Raw genomic sequence first — 22,107 nt, forward strand, 5'->3', positions numbered from 1 at the left:
GGTCGGGTGGATCCAGTCAGTGGCGCGCGCCCTCGGGATCAGGGTGCCGGTAGCTCCTGGGCGAGCCGGGGCTTGGACTTTAGACGTTGGAGCCCGCTCCCGCGCCTAACGGGAGCGGGCTCCAACTCCGCTTTACGCCATTAGCTGACGGCGCCGATGTGGACGGCCCCACGGCCGACAATCGCGCCGTCGGCCGTGACGACGGCGAGCTCGCCATACAGCTGTCGGCCGGCCCCCGGAACGGATTGGGCGGTCACCGTCCCGTTGAGGGTGGCGGTGGCACCCTGGGGCAGGGCGAGGGCGGTGACGGGAGTGGTGAGCGCCCCCAGCGACGGGGCCGAGAACGAATCCCGGTAGTCGTAGGCGGTGGTGGTGCCCGGCCCGTCGACGGCGTACCCGTCGACGACCACCCGGTAGGTACCCGCCAGCGGGTTGGTGATGGTGACGGCCTCCTCGGAGTCACCGTCGGCTGACTGCCCAACCGCGGTGTCGTCACGGAACACCGTCAGGTCCAGGTCAGCGCCGAGGTTGGCGGTGTTGCCGATCCTGGCGGTGAAGCTCGTCGCACCGGCCGGCACCTCGACCAGATACTCCTGCTGGGCGCCCTCGGCGATGGTCGGCCGCTCGGCCTGCACGCTGGACAGGGCGCCACCCCGACCGGTTACCGCGACCGGGCCGAAGGCGTTGGTCAACGTCCAGCTCGCCGCGGTCGGCTGACCCGCGGTGACCGTCGGTAGTTCGATCACGTCCGGCTCGACCGTGACACCCTGCACCCGCGCCTGCAGTTGGAACGGGTTGTTCAGTGACGGCGAGGTCCGTCGTGACTCCACCTCGATCTCCCAGACCCCGGCGATCGGGTTCTGGTAGTCCCGCTCCTGCGGCTTGCAGGCAGCCGCGTCGGAGAAGTTGGTGTAGCAGGCGGTGCTGGCCGTCGGGTCCACCGGCACGCCGTACGGGTTGATGGCGATGAAGCGGGTCTGCGACCCGGTGGCGATGCCCGACAGGTTCACCTGCAGCGCACCGGCGCCCGCAGGGACTGTGACGAAGTACGAGGTGAAGTTGTTGCGCTGCACTGATCCTTCCGCCGAGAAGGAGAAGCTCGGCTTGGTGACGTCGTTGGACGCGACGACGACGGCGGACACCTCGAAGTCGATCACCGAGGTCTTCGGGTCGTCCACGGTGACGATGGTGCCGTGCGCGCCGGAGGACCTCGGCTTGGCGGTGATGCCGACCGTCACCGTCTTGTTCAGCGGCAGGATGACGGACTTCACTGCGGAGAACGTGCCGTCGTTGCCGCGTAGGGCCAGCTTGTGGATGACGGATCCGGCCGGGCCGCTGGTGCGGGTGAGCTTGACCTGGTAGGTCCGGCTCTGACCGATCTTATGCCCACCTTCGCCCGAGGCGCAGCGGTTGTAGACGCCGGTGCCTCGGTTGGGGTTCGGCACGAAGCGGTTCAACTCGCGGTCGTAGCGGGTCAAATTCTCTGACAGCTCAGAGCAGACCGGGGCGTCGGAGCTGTACGACCGCGTCTCGACGTTCTTGGCGAGCAGCTTCCACGCGCCCGGCACGTTGACCATGCCGTAGCCCTGCGCGTAGGTCGGGACGTCGGCGATCGGCTTGCCGGAGGTGTAGATGGCGCGGCGAAGCGCGGCCGGGGTGACACCCTTGTCGGTGGCCTTGGCCGCCGAGAGCAGCAGCGCCGCGGCGCCGGTGGCCTGAGGAGCAGCCATCGACGTGCCGTTGAGCATCTGGTAGCCCGCCGGCAGCGGGTAGCCGGCCTCAGGCACTGGGATGCCCGGCTGCCAGGTCGGCGCGGTCGAGATCGCCGATCCGGGAGCGGTGATGTTCGGCTTGAAACCGCCGTCCTCGCGCGGGCCGCGGGAGGAGAAGTTGAACAACGCGTTGTTCGTACGCACCACCGAGCCGTAGTTGGCCAGCCAAGTGTCCTTGCTGATGTTCGCCGCGACGCTGACCACGTTCTCGGCGACCGACGGGTCTCCGACGGTGTTCAGGCCGGGGCCGGAGTTGCCGGCGGAGATGAACAGCTGCACCCCGTAGATGCTGATCAGGTCGTTGTACAGCTGGGCGCGGGCGTTGGAGCCGTCGTTGAGCGTCGGCAGGCCGCCGATGGACATGTTCACCACGTCCACACGGCGGTTGATGACCAGGTCCGCCATGCCGGTCGTCAGCGCCGCGGCGGTGCAACCGCCGCCCCAGGAGCAGGCGCGGGCAGAGACGATCTTCGCGCCCGGAGCGGCCCCGTCGAAGGCGGTGTTGCCGAGCATGTCGTTCGCGGCCGTGATACCCGCGACGTGCGTGCCGTGGGTCGCCTCGATGATGCCGATGTTGACGTAGTCCGAGGTACCCGGGATGTTCAGCGGCGTGGTGTCCACGTCCTCGCGGTACTCCACGACGAAGGGCATCTGGTCACGCACAGCGGTGGCAGGGTTGTCGGTGCCGAAGTGGCCGATGTCGAACCGCTCGCGGTACGGGCGCATCAGGTTCTCGTCGGTGAAGGAGTTGTCCTGGTCGACGTCGACCCAGATGTCGTGGCTCTGCGGGTCGTACAGGATGCCCCACACGTCGGTGGTGTCGCCGTCGCGGTTGACGTCACCGCCCGGGTCGCTGGCCGCCGTGATGGACTCCCGGAAGACGTTGAATCGGTAGGTGCCCGTCGGTGCGGTCCAGGTCGCGCCGGCGGCGGTGAAGGAGGGCCCGGTCACCTCGGTGTTCATCCGCCGCCAGGTGCCGTCGTTCTCGGTCACCGGGTCCGTCGCGGTGACCCAGTCGACGATCTTCCGCTCACCGGTGGTGGTCTTCTGCAGCGCCGGCTGATCCAGGTCGACACCGGAATCCATGATGCCGATGGTGACCCCGCGCCCGTCCCACTTCGGGTGGGCGGCCTTGAATGCCTCCGCGCCGGTCTCGTGCGTCGGCATGTACGGGTTGACGGCCCGGGTGCCGGCGCCGGGTCCCGCGAGGGTGGCGGCTTGCTTCACCGACTTTCCGCCGCGAGGTGCGACAGCGGGCGTCGGGTCCGGCACCGGAATGACCTCGTCAAGGTCGACAGCGGCGACACCGGGCAGCGTGGCGGCCTTGACGGCCTTCGTGGTGGGCACGGTGGCCAGGACGTACCCGATCTGGTCGAAGCGCCGGTTGATCGTCCCACCGAGTGCCTTGATCCCGTCCGCGACCGCGTTCGCTTCGCCCTTTTCCGCGGCCACGATCAGCGTCACCGTCGGTGCGTGCTTCGCGGTGGCCTCGGCGAGGAGCTTGGCGTCATGCGCACCCAACGCCTCGGCAGGGGTCGCCTGCGCATTGTCGGGTGTGGAGGGGGTGGCGCTCGCGGTCGCGGTGCCACTCGTGACGGTCACGGCGCCAACGGCCAGGACCGATCCGAAGAGCGCGGCCAATGTTCGCCTGCTCAGGTTTCGGGATTCACTCACGTTCTCTTCCTCCAGAGAACAGGGCCCTGTCGATGCAGGGCGCGCGTGAGGGAATCCTTAGTGGTGTTGGTATTCGGTGTCGAGAGCCGAATCGACGTTGTGACATCCCCGTGACGTGGCGCCACCGTCGCCCCTCGCATCCACGACCCATGAGGCCGCGTAGTCGCCCGCCTCCGGAGGGCCTCGAACCGTCGTGCGGAGGGGCCGGGTGGACGCTGCCCTCCCGGTCAGTTCCGGCTCGGGTCGAGGCTGCGAGCGGTGGCGCGAACTGGCCGAGGGCTCGCCGGGATCGGAATCCGATCGGCGGCACCCGATAGGTGGCGTGGGCGCTGACACCGGACGACGCATAATGGCATGGCGGCAACAGGCCGTGTGCCGGCGGTCGGCCTGCGGCCGGCGTGATCACGAGAGGGCGACGGTGGACCAGGCGATGCCAAATGTGACTCGCAACACGCGGCAGCGGAGCGAGGTGCTGGCGTTGTTGCGAGAAGTCGAGGGCTTTCACACGGCGCAGCAACTGCACCAGATGCTGCTCGCCCGGAACGCGCGGGTCGGCCTGACGACCGTCTACCGGACGCTGCAACTGCTCGTGGACGCCGGCGACATCGACTCCACCCGACTGCCCGGGGGCGAGCAGCTGTATCGGCGGTGCGGCCAGAGCAAGCACCACCACCACTTGGTCTGCCGCGACTGCGGGCGAACGGTCGAGGTCGCAGGACCGGCCGTCGAGCGGTGGGCGGACCAGGTAGCGGCTCAACACGGCTTCACCGACGTTGGTCACACTTTGGAGATCTTCGGTACGTGCGCTCAATGCTCGCGTTGATTCTTGCCTCGCTACGGCAGTATCCGGTAACGCCGCGTGAACGACCCGCCGCCTTCTGCTCGATTCCGCTCGTGCGGTAGGCGATCGTGTCGTTGCGGTTGCCCGGGTGCGGTTCACCGACAGCGATGACCAGGCGGGTGGGCCAGGCCTCGGCGTTTCGAGACGCCCCTGGAGACCCTGTCGAATGAACGCCCGACGTCGCCGCTAGGGTCGGCGCACCGCTCGTACGACGTCCAGTGGCCCGATCTCGCCGACCAGGCCCGCCTCGTCCAACTCGGCGAGTAAAGCCTCGCCCGAGATGGTGTGCCAGCGGTAGTCGGTGTGATCCTCCCGCAGCGCGGTGCCGTCGTTGTCCAGGACCCGGTAGCGCATCCGCCAGGTCACCGCGTCCGAGCCGGACGGTTCGCCGGAGCCGCCACCTTCGTACGTGTGCCGGCCGACCCGCACGGTGCCGAATACCGAGAACGGGAGCGGTGCCGGCTCGGCTGGTGGTTGCAGGTTCAGCACCAGCGGTGCGCCGGGTGTGAGACGTTCGGCAGTCCGGAGCAGGAACGCCCGCCGTGCGTTCGGGTTGAGGTGGCCGATCATGTTCATCGCCAGGACGGCGCCGAGCCGAGTGGGCAGGTCGACGCTCAGCGCGTCACTGGCCACCACGGTTACCCGTTGCCGCAGGTCGGGGTGCGCTGCGATACGGGAGAGCAGTACCGCCCGCAGTACCGGCGACGGTTCCACCGCGACCACGTCGCCGTGCGGGATGACTGTGGCGAGGACCTCGGTGCCCAGTCCGCTGCCGGCGCCGACGTCGAGCAGGGTGGTGTCACCGTCGGCGCCGCGCAGCGCATCCGCCACTGGTGTCCGCAGGACTTGCCAGGCCTGCTCGCTGAAAAGGTGGAGGTATTCCCCGGAGACGCGGTACTCGTCGCTCATGCCGCCACCGTAGTGGAAACCGTTTCCGTTATCACGTAGGCTCGGGTTCTCGCCACCCGCCGCGTTCGGCGACTGGTTCGCCGTCTCCGGTCGGCCCTGCCCGACGAGAGGAGCACATGCTGATGACGGATCGAGCGCGGTCAAACGCTGCCGTCGAGGTGTTCGAGCAGGCTGCGTCGAGCTACGACCGGACCGGCGTCTCCTTCTTCGGCCCGTTCGGCGCCGAGCTCGTCAGGTGCGCCGGCATTCGACCGGGTGATCGTGTCCTCGACGTCGGTTGCGGTCGCGGAGCAGTCCTGTTCCCCGCCGCGGATGCCACCGGGCCCACCGGGCGTGTCACGGGCATCGACCTCGCGCCTGCCATGGTCAGCTTCACCGCGGAGGACCTCAGACGGGCCGGCCTGACCCACGTCGACGTGCGGGTCGACGACGCCCAGCAACCCGACTTCCCACCTGGAAGCTTCGACGCGATCCTGGCCGGTCTGGTCGTCTTCCTGCTGCCCGAGCCCCAGCAGGCACTGCGCACGTACGCGCGGCTGTTGCGACCGGCGGGCAGATTGGCGGTCAGCACCTTCGCGGCCCAGGATCCGGCTTTCGTCGCCGCGATGGACGCGTTGGCTGCACACCTGCCTGCGGACCAGCCGCGACCGGCGCCTGCGGCCGATCCGTTCGCTGACGAGCGGACGATAACGGCGACCATGGCGGTTGCGGACCTTGCTGTCATCACCATCCGGGACTACCAGGTCGAGAGCAAGTTCCGCGACGTCGGCCACTGGATGGAATGGATGTGGTCGCACGGCGGGCGGGCATTGCTGCGACACATCGTGCCCGAGCGTCGCGACGCCGCGATCGCCGACGCCGCCCGGGCGCTCGAACCCGCGCGCGTGCCCGACGGTGGCCTGGCCCTGACCACCGCGATCCGGATCACCGTCGCGACGCCGCGTGCCGGCGCCCCCGCTTCGTGAGCGTCCCGACAACAGTCGACAGCACGGCGAGGCGCTGACGCTGCTGCGCGAGGTCGAGCGCTTCCACTCGGCGCAGCACCGGCATCAGGTGCTACTGGCCGAGGAGGCTCGAGTCTGACCAGCGATTATCGGACACTGCTATTGCTGGCCGAGTCCGGCGCGGCCGACCCCGCCCGGCTGCCCGGCGCTGAGCAATTAGCCGTCCGGTGCGGCCAGAACGGGCACCACCATCACTTGGTGTGCCGCGACGGCGGACGAACGGTGAAGGTCGCCGGCCCCGTCGTGAAGCTGTGAGCCGACCCGGCTGCTGTCCGAGCGCCGCTTCACTGACGTCGGCCGGCCCGGAAAATCTTCGACACCTGCGCGGGATTCGGCCGCTGACTGTTCGCGACCGAGCCAGGGTTCGGATTGGGCCTGACTCGATGTCGTCGGCGACCGTGCGCGGCTGTCCGGCTCGGAGTTTTTCCAAGAGCTTGTGCCAGGACGTGCGGTGCCGCCGCCCCCCATGATCAAGTCGACCGGCGGGCCGGCGCCTCGGCGGTCTGCCGAGATGACGATCCGGGCAGCTGTCGGACCGCTCGTCACCTGGTCGGGCACACAGGCGGCGGCTACGTGGTGGCGCAGGTCGCACAGGTGCCCCGCAGGTCGAGCCGGTCGGCGTGCGGGATGAAGCCGGTGTGGTGGTGCAGCTCGCGCAACCAGGTTGCCACCAGATCGGGCGGGCACTCGAGCACCGCGTCACACCCGTCGCAGATCAGGTGCTGGTGTGGCGCCACCCCGCAGTGGCGGTAGGCGCGTTGGCCGTGTAGCTCGAACGTGTGGAGCAGCCCGGCGTCGGCGAGGCTGTGCAACGCCCGGTAGACAGTGGTCAGGCCGATATGTCGGTCAGTGCGGTTCAGCTCGGCGTGTACCGCCTGGGCGGTGATCGGGCGGGAGCGTCCGAGCAGCAGCGCCAGGACGGCCCGGCGCTGAGCTGTAGGGATCAGGCCCGCGACCTGTAGTTGTTGGTCGGGCACAGAGGGCGTGGTCATGGTGATCAGGGGCGCACGCCGACGTGCACGCTGCGAGCGGAGAGCCGGAACAGGTCACCGCGGTGTCCCAACCACTGCTCGTCCGCCGGTTCGAGGAGACGGTCCCAGGCGTCGAGATCGCCCGCGCTGAGCAGGCCGGTAGGTCGCAACCAACCGACCCGTCGGCTGAGGTGTGCCAGTACGGCCCGCCGTGCGGTGTCGTGCAGCGGTGGTGGCTGTTCGTCCAGCGTCGTGCGTGTGGTGACCGGCGACAGACCGGCTCGGCGCAGCGCCTCGGTCCACCCGTATGGCATCCGCCGGCTGCCAGGTAGGTCCGCGCGCATCCGGGTGAACCATCGGTCCTGCGCGGACTGGAGCCTCGCCTCTAAGCCGGGGTCGCCCAGGCCTATGTCCCAGGGCAGGTGCTGTTCCGGCAGGCCTCCCTCGGCGAGCGCGAGTCGTCCACCGGGGGCGAGCAGGCTGGCGAGCGTGCTGATCGCTGCCTGCTGATCGCCGAGATGGTGTACGGCGGCCGAGGCCCAGACGAGATCAGCCGGACGGTCGAGAGTCTCCCGCAAGGCGGGTATATCGTGGCGAATATCGGCGTGACGCACCTCGACGCGTATCCGCGGATCGGACCACGCGTTGCGGATGTGATCCTGGGCTAGGTCGACCACGGCCGGATGCCCGTCCACCGCGACCACCTGACCGCAAGCCATCATGCGGGCGATCGCGAGAGCCATCCCGGCGGCACCGCATCCGACGTCGACCGCGAGCCGGTCGGCGGGGCCGACCAGCTCGCGGGCAATCGTCAGGTACCAGGCCCGGTCGCGCCGAGCAGCGTCGACCAACTGCGGCGCCAGCTCGGCCCAGTCAACGGGAACGTCGGCACTCATCTGCCGCTCTGCGGTCCGCGGCGGGCGTACTTCTTGCGGAACTTCTCGACTCGACCGGCGGTGTCCAGCAGGCGCTGCTTGCCGGTCCAGAACGGATGACTCGCGGAGGAGATCTGGACGTCGATGACGGGATAGGTGTTGCCGTCGGTCCACTCGATGGTCTGGTCGCTGGTGGCGGTGGATCGGGTGAGGAAGGCGAAGTCGGCGCCCTTGTCGCGGAAGACGACGGGCCGGTACTCGGGGTGGATTCCGGGCTTCATGCGGGCTGAGCTCCTTCGGTGTCGGTGTCGGTGTCGGTGTCGGGTTCGGCCAGATCTTCGGTGCCGAGCGGAAAGCAGCCGGCGAACGGGTCGGGGTAGCGGCGCCAGGCCTCCTCACCGTCGGCGAGTTCGGCGTCGGTGAGCAGGCAGCCGGCGAGGGTGCGATGCAGCGCGACGGGGTCGACGTCGAGGCCGATGAAGACCAGGTGCTGGTGCCGGTCGCCGTAGTAGGGGTCCCACTCCAGCGCCGCGGCGAGCCGGCGCTGGTCGCACACGTGCTCCCACCGGTCCTCGGGAAGGCTGACCAGCCAGTGCCCGAGGGAACCCATCGCCAGTCCACCGCCGGCGAACTCCCACGCCACCACCGTGTCCGGCTGACTGGCGAGCCAGAAGTGGCCACGAGAACGGATCATCTCGGCGTTGACGTCCTCCAGGACGTCGTGCAGCCGCTGGGGGTGGAAGGGGCAGCGGGCGCGGAAGACGGTGGAGACGACACCGCAATCGGCCTCCGGTTCGTGCGCGCCCAACGAGTAGCCCTGCAGGCCCCGGGCGAGGACGCCGGGGATCTCCGGTCGGTGCCGGTCGGTGTGGCGCAGCTGGCGGGTGAGCGCGTCGGCGTCCACGAGGTCGTCGTCGACCCGGAAGTGCGCCGCCCACGGAGCCATCCGCTCCAGCAGCACGGTCAACCTGCTGGTGTCGAAGGCCCCCTCGCGGGACTGCCCCCAGAGCACCAGGGTGTCGGCGTACTCGATCTGCCGGACCACGACGTCCGCCAGTGCCCGGTTGTCGTCATCGGCGGCCTGAATGCCGAGCGTTGTGAGGTCGTCGGTGCTGGCGAGGGCATCGAGCAGGTGCTCGGCGTCGAGGACGGTGACGTAGGAGTCGACCCGGATCAGGTCGGTGATTGGGGCGCCGTCGACGAGGCAGTAGGTGCAGGCGGCCGCGACCGCCTCCGGTTCCACCACTTCGGGCAGCATCAGCACCAGGTCCTGACCGGGGTTGTGGCGGGCGAGCCGGACGAGGGTGGGCAGGACGTCCTCCCGCAGGGTGCACGAGATGCAGCCGTGCCTCAGGTTGGTCCGCTCGTCCTCGATGATGCCGGTGCCGGAGCGGACCACCCGGCGGACGACACCGTCCCGGATCCCGGTGAGGTCGTGTCGCACGAGCAGCAGCGACGGGTCCGCGGCAAGCAGCGTACGGGCGACGGCGAAGGTCGTCGTCGGCCAGAACCCGGACAGCACGGTCAGCGACGGGCGGGTATCGGCGTCGGCTGTCGCGACGTGGGCCGGGGCCTGTGGTGACGACGACATGCTGTTCCTCTCGACGTACATGAAAACGATTGTCATTCTAAGCAGATGGAAGCTGCTAACGCGAGCGAGCCCCTGGGGTCGCGACTGGGTCAGCCGAGCCAGGACGACAAAATCCTCACCGTCACGGTGCAGGTGAGGCTTTGATCCCGGTGCCCCTGGCGTGGATCTCGGCCGGTTCGAGGCCCTGCTGGCCCTGCTGGATGGGGGCGCCCTGTCGCCCTCCCCGCTGGCCGACGGGGAGGGCCCGCGTCTGCGGATTCATCCTGAGGCGCGAAGCGTGTACCGCGGACGCACCGAGATCGCGCTGACTCGGCGGGAGTACGACCTGCTCTGGTGCCTGGCCGAGCATCCACGTCAGGTCTTCACCCGACGTCAACTGCTGGGCCGCGTCTGGGGGCATCCCTACACGAGTCCGCGCAGCGTGGACGTCCATGTCCGCCGGCTGCGCGTCAAACTCGGCGCGGATGTGCCGGTGGTGACCACGCTGCGTGGCGTCGGTTACCGCCTGGGCGCCGACTGCTCCGTGGAGATCATTCGGGACCCCGGCGCGGGTCTGACCGAACGGGTGATGTAAAACTGAAAACCGTTGTCGTTACCGTGAGGGCCAGAGCAAGAGGAGCGGCCACTGTGTCCAGACGTTGTGATGTCACCGGCGCGCAGCCGAGTTTCGGAAACGCCGTATCCCATTCCCACCGGCGCACCCGGCGCCGCTGGAACCCGAACCTGCAGAACCACCGCTACTGGCTGCCGTCCGAGCGTCGCTGGGTGCGCTTGACCCTGACCACCAAGGCGCTGAAGACCGTCGACCGCAAGGGCATCGAGAAGGTCGTCGCCGAGTTGCGTGGCCGGGGAGTGAAGCTCTGATGGCCCGCCAGACCGATGTACGGCCGATCGTGCGGCTGCGCAGCACCGCGGGAACCGGCTACACCTACGTCACCCGCAAGAACCGGCGCAACGATCCTGATCGCTTGGTCCTACGCAAGTACGACCCGATCGTGCGCCGACACGTCGAGTTCCGTGAGGCGCGCTGATGGCCCGCAAGAGTCTCGGCAACCGGCAGGCACGCCGCGAGGAGCTGGTGGCGCGGCGCGCTGCGGCGAGAGCCGAGCTGAGGCGCCTGATCAGCCATCCCGACACCGAACCCGAGGTCCGTGCCGACGCGGTACGCCGGCTGAGCCGGCTGCCGCGCGACTCGAGCCCGGCTCGGCTGCGTTCCCGCGACCAGATCGACGGCCGCCCGCGCGGCGTGCTGACCCGGTTCGGGCTTTCTCGGGTGCGGTTCCGGGAGTTGGCCCTACGCGGCGAGCTGCCCGGGATCCGCAAGGCCTCCTGGTGACGCCGGCGATCAACGCGCCTCCGGAGGTACGCCTGCAATCGCGGCCACATGCACCACCGCGCGCAGGGGCGCGCGGTGTGAAAGGGGAGGTATGAATGCAACATTGAGGGCTCGCGGTTTCGCGGCCCTGATGGCCGGGGCGGTGGTGGTCGCAGGCACGGTACTGGCGCCCGCCGCTGCGTCGGCGGCCGAGAAGGTGGTGCTTTCCAAGGGGCACACCGACGCGGTCGACGTGCACTACGAGGGTGGTGCGCTGTCGTTGAAGGTGCACGACGACACGGTCAGTCCGTCGGTGACGCGGGATCCGGTGGACGTGACGTTCCAGGTCCTTCCGGACGCGGCGATGGCCGTTCCGGATGATCCCCGGTTCGCCTTCCTCGGGCCGGTGGGGAGCCAGGTCTGGCTGCTGCCAATGACCCAGGACCCGGACCTGCTGTGGCCGGGCTGGAACACGACCACGCTCAACTCAGGCGTGTTCGCCGGGGACAAGGTGCGGTTGAGCCTGGTCGACGTGCAAGGGCCGGGCAACGTCACGCTGTTCACCCAGGACGCGTTCGGTGGTCCGATCATCAAGTTCCGCGGCGATGACGGCCTTCCGGATGCGATCGATGTTCCGGTGCACACCCACGCGCACTCGAACTGGGCGTTCAGCGCGTTGGGCAGCTACACCCTGAAGTTCCAGGCCGACGCGACGCTGACCAGCGGCACGACGGTCAGCACCGGGCCGGTCGACTACTCGTTCGTCGTCGGCGAGCTGCCCGGCGGCGGACCGGAGGTCGGCCTGTCGGTCAGCGGCATGGCCGAGGAGTACCAGCCCAACGACACGGTGACGCTCAACGCCGTGCAGACGCCGCAGACCGAGCTGGATCACTACCACTGGTTCAGCAAGTGCCCGGGTGCGGACGACTACACGATCATCTCGGGTGAGGCGGGCGCGAGCTACTCCTTCACGGCGACCCGTGAACTGAACGCTTGCGAGTACGTGGCCAAGCTCTACGACGACGACCACGAGGTCGTCGCGGCCAGCGAGCCGGTGACCCTCTGGGTGGCGTTCCCGCCCGAGGAGCCGGGCACCTCGCAGACGATCACCGCGTCGATCGACGAGACGCAGGGCTCGCTGGTCATCAGTGTCAACCCGGACGACCGGGCCGTGGTGCTGCCGCCCGCGCAGCTCGGCCCGGCCGGTGACCGGTGGGAGAGTAACGGTGAGCTCCGACCGGTCACCGTGACCGACACTCGTGCCGGCCAGCCGGGCTGGAGCGCTTCCGGGCAGGTCCCGGCGGACTTCACCGGCCCGGACGCTGCGACGTTCAGCGCCGGCTACCTCGGCTGGACCCCGCAGGTCCTGGCTCAGGGTTCCGGTCAGGGCGTGGTCGCCGGTCCGCAGGTGGCGCCGTACGTCGTCGGGACCGGTGGCGGTCTCGGCAACAGCGCGGTGCTGGGCTCGGCGCCGGGCGGCGCTGGGCGGGGCACCGCGCAGCTGGGCGCGAGCCTGCGGCTGAGCGTGCCCACGGAGACGGCAGCCGGTACCTATACCGCCACCCTCACCCTCACCGCGATCTGATCGCTTCGATCCGTCCGGTGGTCGGGCGTTGAGCTCGGCCACCGGACGTCTGCGGGGTGGGCGTGCCGTTGCCGCGACCCGCCCGCCCCGCACCTCCTCTCGTCCTCCAGGAACGGACACCGTCCCCCAATGCGTCTGCTCGCATCCATCGCCGCCGGGATCGCCCTGCTTGGCGCTTCGCCCGCACCAATCACCTCGGTGCCGGTCACCTTCGCGGCGACCGGGTCCTGGTCGAACGCATCCACGCTGACGGCAGCGTCGACCGCGCCGCTCGACAGCGCCCTTGCCTCGGGGGCTGCCGTACCGGCGCTGGCCGCGCCCACCCCCTCCATCCCGGCGGGCCAGCCCGGGACTTCGGCTCCGCCGTCTCCTGCATCGCCGGGTCCAACCGCCGTGACATGGGGAGTGGCACCGTCAAGCGCGAAGGGCCCGAACGGCCGAGCGGCGTTCAACTACAAGCTCGACCCGGGCGCCACCCTGACCGACTACGTCGCGGTCACCAACCACTCGACGCGCCCGGTCACTCTGAGCCTCTACGCCAGCGACGCGTTCACCACGAAACAAGGCGGATTTGACCTGCTGGCCGGCGGCCAACAGCCGACAGACGTGGGCTCCTGGGTCCGCCTCCCCAGCCGTACCCTGACCATCCCGTCGACGTCCCGGCTGGACGTCCCGTTCACGCTCACGGTGCCGCGTAACGCCACGCCGGGGGACCACGCCGGGGGAATCGTCGCCTCGCTCGCCGCCGCGACGGCTGATGCGCAGGGTAATCAAGTCTCCGTCGACCACCGGGTCGGCGCGCGGATCTACCTGCGCGTGACCGGTGAGCTACAACCCGCGCTGACCGTCGAGAACCTGCGAGTCCAGCACACCGGCTCCCTCAACCCTCTTGCCGGTGGCACGCTCAGCGCCACGTTCACCGTCCGCAACACCGGAAACGCGCGGCTCTCCGGGCAGCCTGCGCTCGGCGTGGCCGGACCGCTCGGCCTGGCCAGGCGGTCCGTGGATGGTGCAGCCCTGCCGGAGATCCTGCCCGGCGCCGAGCTGACCACCACCGTACGTATGTCGGGTGTCCTGCCGCTGATACGGCTGACCGCGAGCGCGACCGTCACGCCTGCCGCTGTGGGTGACCAGGTCCTCGACCCGCCACCGCGGGCCGGCGCGGCGGAGGCCACCGTCTGGGCAGTGCCCTGGCCGCAGCTGGCCCTGCTGGCCCTGCTCGCCCTCGCTGGCTGGGCACTGATCGTGGCCCGGCGCCGGCGGGCGGCGCAGCTCGCTCAGGCGGTGGCCGCCGCCCGGGAGGAGGGCCGCGCGCAGGCCGGCCGGGAGGCCGGGCAGGCGCCGGACGGACCGGATGCCACGGCGGACACCGGGACCAGTGTGCAGCCGCAGGCGGCCGGCGACGGTGGAACGCGTACCCGACAACCGCCCGATGCCGGACGTTGATCGTCCCGGTGAGCGTCCCGCCAACCGACAAACCGCTATCGACCACACGGGAAAGGACGAGAAGTGACTCGGCTACACCTGGGGAGCCACCAGTGAGGATCAGAAGTATGCGCGCCGGTGCCGCGAGCCTCGCCGCCGTCGTGCTGGCATTGGCCCCCACAGCGACGCCGGCCTCCGCGGAACCGGTAGCCGTCACCGCAGCCGGCGCCGACCTAACCTCGGTTGCACTCGACGGCGACTCGATGTCGCTGCGTTTCCGGGACGCCTTGCAGGCGGCCAGCGGCGCGACCGGGCGCAACCCGGCCGACGTGGTGCTCGGGCCGGACGGCGGCCTGGCTGGCAGGGTGCCGGCCGGCGCAGCCTTCGCTTTCCTCGGACGTCCGGGCCACCCCGTGTGGTCACTGTCCGCCGGTGACACCGGGTTCCCCGCCCTGGACACCACCGGGGTACGCCCCGGCGCCGTCACCGGCGACCAAGTGACCCTCGCTCTGCACTCGACTGAGGGGCCCGGCACGTTCACCGCCTACACCCTGTCCGCCCCCGGCGCGGTGACCCCGCTGTTCGGCAGCGGTCCCAGCGCCAAGCGGTCGGTGCAGCTGCCGGCCGGCACGCGTACCGGCGGCCTGGTCTGGGCCTTCGACGCAGCCGGCGACTACCGGCTAACCCTGACCGCCTCGGCCGTACTACGTTCGGGGGAGAGGGTGCGCACCGAGGCGACGTACCGGGTCCGCGTTCCGGCGATCGAACCGGCCGAGCAGTCGATGCCCGCTCCGCTGAAGCCGGCCGCGCGACCGGGCGCGCAGGCATACGCTGCGCCGAAGCCCGCCGCCGCGCCGAAGCCCGCCTCGGTGCCGAAACCCGCCACCGCGCCGAAGGCGGCGGGCACCACTGCGGCGGGCCGTCAGGTGATCAGTGACGGGCACCTCGACATGGGCCCGCAGCTGAACGGAGACAGCTGGACGATCCGGATCAAGGATGACCGCAGCAGCCCTCCGGTCTGGCGGGAGACCGCCGACGTAGTCCTGCACGCCAAGGACAAAGCGAAGCTGACGGTGCCCGCCGGGGCCGACTTCCTCGGCAAACAGGGCGACACCGTGTGGCTGCTGCCGCAGACCCAGCAGGCGGGTGTCGTCTGGCCCGGCTGGAACACCCAGCACGAGTCCGTCGTGTCCGGCCTCAAGGGCAACGTCACGTGGACGCTGAAGGGGGTCAACGGGCCCGGCCGGTTCGCCCTCTACCTGACCGACTCTTTCGGCGGCGAGGACATACTGTTCGACTCCACCAAGCCGTTCCCGCAGAAGTTGGATATTCCGCTCAACACCCACGCGCACGGCAACTGGGCGTTCGGCAAGCCCGGCCTGTACCGCCTCGCGGTGCAGATGAGCGGAACCACCACCGGTGGCAAGGCGGTCACCGACACGAAGACGCTCACCATCGCCGTCGGCGACAGCACCGATCCGAACGCCGGCTTCGGCTCCGGCGGTGGCGGGGACGGCGACGACCGTCCGGATCAGGGCGGTGGTGGAGCTCTGCCGCGTACCGGTGCGGGTTGGGTGCTGACGGCCGGAGCGATCGGGATTGTCCTCGTGGCCGTTGGTGTGCTGCTGCTGCTCGTCAGCCGACGTCGCCGCGTAGGCCTCGGCGACGCACGGCCCTGAGATTCTTCCCGGTCCTGGAGGAGCTGGGGCGGCCTCGCCATCATCGAGGCCGCCCCGGGGCACGCAAGCTATCCGATAACAGTTCTCATTTTCATGTTAATGTTCTGGCGACGTCCGCAGGGCGGCAGTGGCTCCACGTCTGCGCTCGGGCCGAGGCTTCAGGGGGAAAAGGTGCGGACGTTCGCTGCCGGCGGGGTACACGCACGGGCTCGCCGCGGGGCACAGCTGCTGCTGTTTCCGGTCCTGATCGCGTTGTTGGCCACCGGCTGCCGGGCGGAGGCGCCATTGAGCGCGCACGACGAGCGCGTGCAGATCGTCACCACCACCGGAATCCTGCGAGACCTGGCAGCGCACGTCGGCGGTGACCGGGTGGCTGTCACCTCGTTGGTGCCCGACGGCGCCGATCCGCACAGTTACGAGCCATCGCTGCGGGACATCCGCGATGTCGTCTACGCCGACGTCGCGTTCAGCAACTACCTGCTCCTGGAAGAACAGGCCGTCATCAAGGCCCTGGACGCCAACCTGCGCGCCGGCGTACCGAACATCTCGCTGGCCGAAGGGGCGGTGAAGTACGCCGCGGAGATCATCCCGCTGGTCGAGGACGTCTCGCTGGACACCATCTGGCTGGGTATGCGGGTGCGCGGCACGGGCGCGACGCACGGCGCGAACCGCTCATCCGACGTGCTGCTCAGCGCGACCGCGGCGGACGGCCCGGGCCGAATGTTCGCCTACCTGACCGAGTCCTTCGGCAACCCATCGTTCTACGTCGACACCGCCGACGGGTTCGACCCCGCCGACGGCTACCGGGACGACACCGCCACCCTTCCGCCGGACGCGCACACGCACATGAGCTGGGCGTTCACCAAGCCCGGTGTCTACCGGCTGACCATGCGCGCACGGCTGGCCGTCGACCCTGAAGCCGCACCCATCCCGATGGGCGAGCAGAGCTTCACCTTCGCCGTCGGGGTGGACCCACACTCGGTGCCGGGCATGGCCGGCGCAGAGGTGCTGCACTCCGGACACGCCGACCTCACGGTCGATCTCGACGAACGAAGGCTCTACCTGTTCGCCGACCCGCAAGGCAGCGGCGAGGCGAATCAGCGGGTGTACGACCCCGACCACACCGTGATCGAAGTGCCGAACAAGGCCCTGCTCGAGGTGCCCGGCGACCGGAAGTTCCGGTTCCTCGGCCGCCCCGGCACGCAGGTCTACCAGTTGCCGCAGGCGGTCCTGGGCAAGCACGTGCATGGTGAGATCGACCCCCACCTGTGGCAGAACGTTCGTAATGCCATCTCCTACGTTGAGCTGATTCGCGACACCCTGATCAGGGTCGACCCGCAAGGCGCCGCGACCTATCGCGCGAACGCCGCGACCTACATCCGAGAACTGGAAGCGCTCGACACCTACGTCCGCGACACGATCGCCCAGATCCCCCCGTCACGACGGCATCTGGTCACCACTCACGACGCGTTCGGCTATCTGGGCCAGGCGTACGGCATCCAGATCTCCGGCTTCGTCACCCCGAACCCCGCCACCGAACCGAGCCTCGCCGACCGTCGCCGGCTCACCGAGACGATCCGCAACCTGCACATCCCCGCCGTGTTCCTGGAACCGAACCTGGCGGCCCGCTCCACCACCCTGACCGAGCTGGCCGATGAGAAGGGGCTACGGGTGTGCCCGATCTACGGCGACACCTTCGACCGCAAGGTCACCAACTACCTCGACATGATGCGGTTCAACGCCGAATCGCTGCGCGACTGCCTGACCACGGCGAAGTAAGGGAGAAACAGTGACGGCAGGACAGGCGCGACCGCCCATCCGCACCACCACCGCCATCATGCGCTGCGCGCTCGCGACGCTGATCATGCTCTTGGTTGCCCAGACCCCCGCGGCAGCCCAGGAGCCGACACCCGACCTGAGCCAGTCGATCGCCGCGGACCAACCCCTCGCCACCGGCCGGGCCACGCTCACCACCGGGCATGTCGACATCGGCCCGCGCTACGTCGACGATCGGTGGGCGCTGCTGCTGCACGACGGCACCCAGGCGCAGCTGGCGTGGCGTGATCCTGACGAGACTCTGCTCCGGGTCTCCGACGCCGCGCTGCAGACCGTGCCGGACGATCCGACGTACGCGTTCCTCGGCGTCGACGCCGGCAAGCGGGTGTACGTGGTGCCGCAGACGCAGAACCAGGACGTGGTCTGGCTCGGCTGGAACACGCAGGATCCCCGGGTGATGCAGACCATCGACCGCGGCGTCACGCTGACCATGCTCCGTGTACACGGGCCGGGAACCCTGACGACGTACCTCCAGTCGGGTAACTTCGGCGCGCCTCAGCCGCTGTGGCGATCCGCGGACTCCGCGGCTCAGCCCTTCTGGGCCGAGGTCAACACCCACACCCACGCCAACTGGGTCTTCACCGAGCCCGGCGTCTACCTGGTCGCGGTGCAGGTGTCCGCCGATCTGATCACCGGTGAGAAGGCATCAGCGACCGGCACACTGCGCTTCGCGGTGGGCGACGCGACCAGCGCGGACGAGGCCTTCGCCGCCACGGCGGAGATTCCCGTACCCGACGGCCAGGCAGCACCCGGCCAGGACCGGGCAGATGCCGACGATTCGGCCGGTGGCTCCCAGCCGCTGCTGATCACGGCGTTGACCGGAACGGCCGTTGTGCTCGCGCTCGGTCTGATCGTCCTCGTGCTGCGCGGGCGCGGCGCGAGACGGCGGGCCGAGCAGGAACGTCGTACGTCGCCGTCAGGAGACCAATCGTGAGAGCTCTAGAAATCGAGAAGCTGGATGTGGACCTCGGCGGTCGGCCGGTCCTGCGGGATGTACAGCTGCATCTCGATCGCGGCGAACTTGTCGGGCTGCTGGGCCCCAACGGCGCCGGGAAGACCACCCTCCTGCGCGCCATCCTGGCGCTGATCCGCACGCGCGGCGGCCGAGTGCTGGTGGAGGGCAAGCCGACGCGCCCCGGCCGGGCCGGGATCGGCTACGTACCCCAGCGCCACGAGTTCAGCTGGGACTTTCCGATCTCGGTGGAACAGGCCGTGATGAGCGGTCGTACCGGTCGGATCGGTCTGCTGCGCCGTCCCGGCGTGGCTGACTGGCGGGCGGTCGGCGACGCGCTGGACCGGGTGCAGCTCACCGAGCTGCGGCGCCGGCCAGCCGGTGAACTCTCCGGTGGCCAACGCCAACGCGTCCTGGTCGCGCGCGCTCTCGCGCTCGCACCGAGCATCCTGCTGCTCGACGAGCCGTTCACCGGACTGGACATGCCCACCCAGGAACTGCTGGGCGACCTGTTCACTAGCCTCGCGCAGGAGGGTCGCGCGGTGCTGATGACCACCCACGACCTCGTCGCGGCCGTGGACTCCTGCACCCGGTTGGTCCTGCTCAATCGCCGAATCATCGCCGACGGACGCCCGGCGGACCTGCAAGACGCCGAGCTGTGGACGCAGACCTTCGGGGTGAGCGCGACCTCCCCGCTGTTGAAGCTCGTGAGGGCAGCCTGATGTCGATCACCGACTTCCTCACCGACCTGTTCAATCCCGACCTCGCGTTCCTGCCCAAGGCGCTGGCGATAGCGGTCATGTCCAGCATCGTCTGTGGCGTCGTCGGCTGCTACGTCGTCCTGCGGGGAATGGCATTCATCGGCGACGCCGTGGCGCACGCGGTCTTCCCGGGCGTCGCGGTCGCCTTCGTCCTGCAGGGCAGCCTGGTGCTCGGTGGTGCGGTCGCCGGGACCGCCACCGCGCTGCTGATCGCGATCTTCTCGCAGAACCGGCGCGTCAAGGAGGACTCACTCATCGGCGTCTTCCTCGTCGCCGCGTTCGCCCTCGGTATCGTCATCATCTCGCAGGCACCCGGCTACGCTGGATCGCTGCAGCAGTTCCTCTTCGGCTCCATCACCGGCATTCCGGATCGCGACCTTTACCTGGTCGGGGGGACCGGCCTGGTCATCCTCAGCCTCGTGCTGGCCCTGCACAAGGAATTCGTCGCGGTCTGCCTCGACCGGGAGATATCCCGCTCCATGGGACTACCGGTCTTCTGGCTCGACATCGCCCTCTACGTCCTCGTCACCCTGGCTGTGGTGATCTCCCTGCAGACCATCGGCAACATTCTGGTCCTAGCCCTGCTGATCACCCCCGCGGCGGCCGCCCGTCTGCTCACCGACCGGCTCGCCGTGATGATGCTGCTCGCGCCGACGATCGGCGGCGTGTCCGCGCTCGTCGGGCTGTATCTGTCCTGGAGCTACGACACCCCGGTCGGGGGCACCATCGTCCTGGTCGCCACCGCCGTCTTCCTCGCCGCCTGGCTCTTCGCCCCACGACACGGCTTGGTCATTCGGCGTTGGCGACGCCCCGCCGGGCATGATCTCGGCGACGACACGGATCCGGGCCGCCAACTCCGTCCCGCTCGGACGCCCGACGCGGCACCGGCGGTGCGGTAGAGGCGGACGAGGGCGCCCCGCATGGGCGGTGGCGTTCCGCCGTCCTCCGCTGATCAGGCGCGGACTTCCGTCGGGTGACCGATGCCGCCGCTGAACGTTGGTGCCGGGTGCCGGGTGCCGGGTGCCGGGTGCCGGGTGCCGGGTGCCGGGCTGACCGGCAGGAAGGACGCCGGTCTCGGCCTCGGAGGCTCGGCCGCCACAGCCCGTTCTCCGCGGTGTTTCCGATGCCGTCGGGCGGGCTCGATCCCGGATCATCGGGGTTGACCGTCCGGCCCACCGCCCGGCCCGGGGCGGTGGGCCGGACGCCCAGTCGAAAACGCATCGCGTCGTTTCCTCCCAGCTCTATCGCGAAGAATCCGAAACGACTATCGTTTCCATTAAGCGCCGGTCCGCTCGGGACCGCCGCCGAGAGGAATTTCTTCGTGCATAGCACCATGCGTCATCTGCTGGCGTCGGGTGTACTGGGCGTAGCACTGGTCGCCACTGCCCTGCCCGCGCAGGCCGCCACCACCACGTCCAGCGTGGTCTTCAAGAAGGGTCACCTCGACGTCGTCGACGTAGCCTACGAGGACGGTGCGCTGGAAATCGGTGTCCATGACGAGGAGAACGACGTCGAGTACGGCACCGACGAGGTCAACCTGATCGTCAAGCGTCAGGCCAGGGTCACCGTTCCCGCTGACCCCGCCTTCGCCTTCCTCGGCACTCCGGGCGTGTCCAAGGTATGGATCCTGCCGGAGATCCAGAACCCCGACCTGATCTGGGCGGGCATCGCCGCGGAGGAGATCGAGGCCGGCGTCTTCACCAACGACGCACTGACCCTGTCCGTGCAGTCCGTTACCGGCCCCGGCCAGTTCGCCATCTACACCGAGAACGCCGTCGGTCAGCCGGGCGTCCTGGCCGACAGTGGCGACGGCCTGCCCGACAACATCGCGCTGACCGCCGGTGACCACACCCACGCCAACTGGGCGTTCGACAAGGCCGGCACCTACCGCGTGACCGTTCGCGCCACCGGTACACTGGCCGCCACCGGCCAGCAGGTGACCTCCGATCAGGCCACGCTCCGCTTCACGGTCAAGGGATGAGCGCGATGCGTACCCACAACCGGTTCTTCACCGGTCTCATCCTGACCGCGGCACTGCTCACCGGCACCGCTACGCCCGCCATCGCCGCACCGGTGGTGCTCTCCAGCGGCCACGTCGACGTGATCGACGTCGACTACGCCAGCGGCGCTCTTACCGTCAACGTCCTCGACGGCACCGGCACCACCGACGTCGAACGCAACCCCGCCGACGTGCTTTTCCGGGTACCCAACACTGCCAAGATCACTGTGCCTGGCGGTTCGGCGTGGTCCTTCCTCGGCACGGACGGTCAAGCCTGGGTCCTGCCCCAGGCAAGCGCCGCCGGTCTGCTCTACGCCGGCTGGAACACCACCGAAGTGCCCAACGGCGTCTTCCAGAACAACCGGGTCACGTTCAAACTCACCAGCGTCTCGGGCCCAGCCGGCTTCAGCGTCTACACCGTCTCCGGCGGCGCTCCCACCGTGCTCTTCGACAGCGGCAACGGCCTGCCCGACAGCCTCAATGTCAACCGCAACGTCCACGCCCACGTCAACTGGGGCTTCGATGCCGCCGGCACCTACGCCGTCACCTTCGAGATCACCGGGAAGCTCGCCTCCACCGGTGCCACCGTCAGCGCTACCAACACCTTTACCTTCGAAGTGCTGCCTTAACAGTCGGTACCTGATTCCGACGTCATGATAGATGTCCGCTCCCGTTAGGGCGCCTGTGCTGCGGGGGTCATGTCGGCGCGGCGCCTACTCTTCGTAGGCGCCGCGCGCGACCGGACGCCGTCGGCGCCAAGGCGTCTACATGTAGGCACTGGCCGAATCCGCACGCCGAGGAGATCGGTGCGACGTTGCGTGCGGCCGGTAGTAGTTGGCATGGACGCTGGACTTGACGTCAGTCCGAAACTGATCACGTTCTCAGCCCGCCGAGGACCGTGGTACCGCCACAGGGCGG

At 69.4% G+C, this 22,107-nt stretch carries 23 protein-coding genes; 17 read left to right on the plus strand and 6 right to left on the minus strand.

From position 1 onward, the window contains the following. Positions 1-140: 140 nt before the first annotated feature. Complete coding sequence (locus tag D7147_RS04925) at positions 141-3,446, minus strand: S8 family serine peptidase (RefSeq protein ID WP_120674109.1); 3,306 nt, start codon at positions 3,444-3,446, stop codon at positions 141-143. Between the two features lie 430 nt (positions 3,447-3,876). Here D7147_RS04925 and D7147_RS04930 point away from each other — a divergent pair, with 430 nt between their 5' ends. Further along, positions 3,877-4,269 (plus strand): Fur family transcriptional regulator, encoded by a 393-nt coding sequence (locus D7147_RS04930; RefSeq protein WP_233563011.1) that lies wholly within the window; start codon positions 3,877-3,879, stop codon positions 4,267-4,269. 204 nt (positions 4,270-4,473) lie between these two features. Here D7147_RS04930 and D7147_RS04940 read toward each other — a convergent pair whose 3' ends face one another. Continuing rightward, on the minus strand, positions 4,474-5,196 hold the full coding sequence (locus D7147_RS04940) for a class I SAM-dependent methyltransferase (protein WP_120674114.1): 723 nt from the start codon (positions 5,194-5,196) through the stop codon (positions 4,474-4,476). A gap of 116 nt (positions 5,197-5,312) precedes the next feature. Between D7147_RS04940 and D7147_RS04945 the strand changes: the two genes are divergently transcribed. From D7147_RS04945 to D7147_RS32905, 3 genes are read left to right on the plus strand one after another with little or no spacing between them, the layout of a single operon-like run. Then, positions 5,313-6,161 carry a class I SAM-dependent methyltransferase gene (locus D7147_RS04945; RefSeq protein WP_407663311.1) on the plus strand — a complete coding sequence of 283 codons (849 nt, stop codon included), beginning with the start codon at positions 5,313-5,315 and terminating at the stop codon, positions 6,159-6,161. Further along, complete coding sequence (locus D7147_RS32900; protein WP_233562935.1) at positions 6,139-6,279, plus strand: hypothetical protein; 141 nt, start codon at positions 6,139-6,141, stop codon at positions 6,277-6,279. Before D7147_RS04945 ends, D7147_RS32900 begins: the two co-directional genes overlap by 23 nt. A gap of 23 nt (positions 6,280-6,302) precedes the next feature. Beyond that, positions 6,303-6,455: a hypothetical protein gene (locus D7147_RS32905; RefSeq protein ID WP_233562936.1), complete on the plus strand. Its 153-nt coding sequence runs from the start codon at positions 6,303-6,305 to the stop codon at positions 6,453-6,455. A gap of 314 nt (positions 6,456-6,769) precedes the next feature. Here the strand turns inward: D7147_RS32905 and D7147_RS04955 are convergent, their stop codons facing one another. The 4 genes from D7147_RS04955 to D7147_RS04970 are packed head-to-tail and all read right to left on the minus strand — an operon-like array spanning position 6,770 to position 9,637. After that, positions 6,770-7,192 carry a Fur family transcriptional regulator gene (locus D7147_RS04955; RefSeq protein WP_120674116.1) on the minus strand — a complete coding sequence of 141 codons (423 nt, stop codon included), beginning with the start codon at positions 7,190-7,192 and terminating at the stop codon, positions 6,770-6,772. A 5-nt stretch (positions 7,193-7,197) separates the two neighbouring features. Further along, entirely contained in the window at positions 7,198-8,067 is an 870-nt protein-coding gene (locus D7147_RS04960; protein WP_120674118.1) for a class I SAM-dependent methyltransferase, read from the minus strand. Next, positions 8,064-8,327, minus strand: coding sequence for a type B 50S ribosomal protein L31 (locus D7147_RS04965; protein WP_120674120.1), 264 nt, complete (start codon positions 8,325-8,327; stop codon positions 8,064-8,066). Before D7147_RS04965 ends, D7147_RS04960 begins: the two co-directional genes overlap by 4 nt. Further along, complete coding sequence (locus D7147_RS04970) at positions 8,324-9,637, minus strand: CobW family GTP-binding protein (protein WP_120674122.1); 1,314 nt, start codon at positions 9,635-9,637, stop codon at positions 8,324-8,326. Before D7147_RS04970 ends, D7147_RS04965 begins: the two co-directional genes overlap by 4 nt. 160 nt (positions 9,638-9,797) lie before the next feature. On the opposite strand from D7147_RS04970, the gene D7147_RS04975 reads away from it, so the two are divergent. The 13 genes from D7147_RS04975 (at position 9,798) to D7147_RS05035 (ending at position 21,818) form a co-directional block, all read left to right on the plus strand. After that, positions 9,798-10,211 (plus strand): winged helix-turn-helix domain-containing protein, encoded by a 414-nt coding sequence (locus tag D7147_RS04975; RefSeq protein ID WP_120674124.1) that lies wholly within the window; start codon positions 9,798-9,800, stop codon positions 10,209-10,211. Positions 10,212-10,264: 53 nt separating this feature from the next. Then, positions 10,265-10,501 carry a 50S ribosomal protein L28 gene (rpmB, locus tag D7147_RS04980; RefSeq protein ID WP_120674126.1) on the plus strand — a complete coding sequence of 79 codons (237 nt, stop codon included), beginning with the start codon at positions 10,265-10,267 and terminating at the stop codon, positions 10,499-10,501. Next, a complete protein-coding gene (gene rpmG / locus D7147_RS04985; RefSeq protein WP_095565727.1) occupies positions 10,501-10,668 on the plus strand; it encodes a 50S ribosomal protein L33 in 168 nt (55 codons plus the stop codon). Before rpmB ends, rpmG begins: the two co-directional genes overlap by 1 nt. Then, positions 10,668-10,973, plus strand: a complete 306-nt coding sequence (gene rpsN, locus D7147_RS04990) for a 30S ribosomal protein S14 (RefSeq protein WP_120674128.1) — start codon at positions 10,668-10,670, stop codon at positions 10,971-10,973. The genes rpmG and rpsN overlap by 1 nt, the downstream gene beginning before the upstream one ends. Positions 10,974-11,064: 91 nt before the next feature. Continuing rightward, the gene (locus D7147_RS04995) at positions 11,065-12,537 is read left to right on the plus strand and encodes a choice-of-anchor M domain-containing protein (protein WP_199734078.1); all 1,473 of its coding nucleotides are present in this window, start codon (positions 11,065-11,067) and stop codon (positions 12,535-12,537) included. Between the two features lie 309 nt (positions 12,538-12,846). Beyond that, a complete protein-coding gene (locus D7147_RS05000) occupies positions 12,847-13,983 on the plus strand; it encodes a WxL protein peptidoglycan domain-containing protein (protein WP_407663315.1) in 1,137 nt (378 codons plus the stop codon). Between the two features lie 107 nt (positions 13,984-14,090). Next, a complete protein-coding gene (locus tag D7147_RS05005) occupies positions 14,091-15,641 on the plus strand; it encodes a TIGR03773 family transporter-associated surface protein (RefSeq protein ID WP_120674134.1) in 1,551 nt (516 codons plus the stop codon). Between the two features lie 225 nt (positions 15,642-15,866). Next, positions 15,867-17,420 (plus strand): anchored repeat ABC transporter, substrate-binding protein, encoded by a 1,554-nt coding sequence (locus tag D7147_RS05010; RefSeq protein WP_233563013.1) that lies wholly within the window; start codon positions 15,867-15,869, stop codon positions 17,418-17,420. Positions 17,421-17,478: 58 nt separating this feature from the next. Beyond that, positions 17,479-18,411, plus strand: coding sequence for a choice-of-anchor M domain-containing protein (locus tag D7147_RS05015; RefSeq protein ID WP_120675189.1), 933 nt, complete (start codon positions 17,479-17,481; stop codon positions 18,409-18,411). A gap of 26 nt (positions 18,412-18,437) precedes the next feature. Further along, positions 18,438-19,151 carry an anchored repeat-type ABC transporter ATP-binding subunit gene (locus tag D7147_RS05020; protein WP_407663316.1) on the plus strand — a complete coding sequence of 238 codons (714 nt, stop codon included), beginning with the start codon at positions 18,438-18,440 and terminating at the stop codon, positions 19,149-19,151. After that, positions 19,151-20,089: an anchored repeat-type ABC transporter permease subunit gene (locus tag D7147_RS05025; RefSeq protein WP_233562937.1), complete on the plus strand. Its 939-nt coding sequence runs from the start codon at positions 19,151-19,153 to the stop codon at positions 20,087-20,089. Before D7147_RS05020 ends, D7147_RS05025 begins: the two co-directional genes overlap by 1 nt. A 434-nt stretch (positions 20,090-20,523) precedes the next feature. Then, positions 20,524-21,171 carry a choice-of-anchor M domain-containing protein gene (locus tag D7147_RS05030; RefSeq protein WP_407663317.1) on the plus strand — a complete coding sequence of 216 codons (648 nt, stop codon included), beginning with the start codon at positions 20,524-20,526 and terminating at the stop codon, positions 21,169-21,171. Then, entirely contained in the window at positions 21,168-21,818 is a 651-nt protein-coding gene (locus D7147_RS05035; protein ID WP_120674142.1) for a choice-of-anchor M domain-containing protein, read from the plus strand. The genes D7147_RS05030 and D7147_RS05035 overlap by 4 nt, the downstream gene beginning before the upstream one ends. Positions 21,819-22,107 lie beyond the last annotated feature (289 nt).

The organism is Micromonospora musae (assembly GCF_003626545.1).
Lineage (GTDB): Bacteria > Actinomycetota > Actinomycetes > Mycobacteriales > Micromonosporaceae > Micromonospora > Micromonospora musae.